This is a genomic window from Sessilibacter sp. MAH1 (assembly GCF_054658315.1).
In genome coordinates this window covers 1-1,083 of the sequence record NZ_BAAGIC010000034.1, presented here as the reverse complement: position 1 = coordinate 1,083, position 1,083 = coordinate 1, and the positions used below count along the sequence as shown (strand labels likewise).

General features: G+C 43.5%; 1 protein-coding gene. It reads right to left on the bottom strand.

The features are described 5' to 3' along the window. Positions 1–26 precede the first annotated feature (26 nt). A complete protein-coding gene (locus ACYQ28_RS18710) occupies positions 27–998 on the bottom strand; it encodes an IS30 family transposase (protein ID WP_460052832.1) in 972 nt (323 codons plus the stop codon). Positions 999–1,083 lie beyond the last annotated feature (85 nt).

Here is a 1,083-nt window from a genome sequence, read left to right as displayed (position 1 = left end):
CGCGGTTTCAAGTAATAACTGCAATTTCATAACGCAGCGAGTAAATCAACTCGCTGTCCCATAAATAATTCATTAGGTGAGCGACTACCTCTTGTCTTTCGCGGGCGATTGTTGAGTCGCTCCATAACAAGTCTTACCTGTTCATCGCTGACTCGATTAAAGTCAGTTCCTTTTGGGAAATATTGTCGTATAAGCCCATTAGTATTCTCGTTGATACCTCTTTCCCACGACGCATAAGGGTGAGCGAAGTAAATATCCGCTTTCAGTCCCGCAGCAATTCGTTCATGCTCAGCAAACTCAAGGCCGTTATCAAAGGTAATAGTTTTTACTTTGTCGCTAAGGCTTTTCATGTTTGCTACGGCTGCTTCTGCCAGTAAATCTGCTCGCTTGCCTGTTAACCGAACAATCACGGTATACAGTGTTTTTCGTTCAACCAAGGTCAGCAACGCACTTTTTCTCCCTTTGCCCATAATGGTGTCGCCTTCCCAGTCACCGATTCGATTACGCCGATCTACAACTGCCGGTCGATCATCAATATCTATGCGGTTCTTAATTTTTCCTCGACGCTCATAACTTCCGTAACGTTTACGATACGGCTTGGACGCAATCCTCAAGTGTTGATAAAGATTCCCACCATTATTCTTGTTGCTATAAATTAATTGGTAAATTGTTTCATGGTGCAAGGACAATTTTTTATGCCTCAATAGGTAATCCACAACCTGTTGAGGGCTTAGCTCTTGGCGTATTAGATCTGTAATCCAGGTTTTCACTTCCTCTGTTAATTTAATCGCTTTATAAGCCTTAATTCTTCGACTAGAACTGAGTCGTTGCGCCTGAGCTGGCCGATAACCTCTCAGGCCACTATTACGTTTCAGTTCTCGACTAATCGTTGAAGGGCTGCGTTCTAATTGATCAGCAATTTCTTTTTGTGAAAGCCCTGCTTTAATAAATGCATCAATCTGGTATCGTTCGTTTTCGGTCAGCTGGTTGTAGCGCATTAGTGCTTTTCTCTTGGTCGGGAGAGGTGCTGACTCTACCAGCTGGCCTCTCAACTACCAATTGCACTTATTATCTGAAACCGCG

What these genes read in the sequence shown, in the direction of transcription:
- ACYQ28_RS18710 (WP_460052832.1), bottom strand. Translation starts at nt 998, where the DNA reads ATGCGCTACAACCAGCTGACCGAAAACGAACGATACCAGATTGATGCA.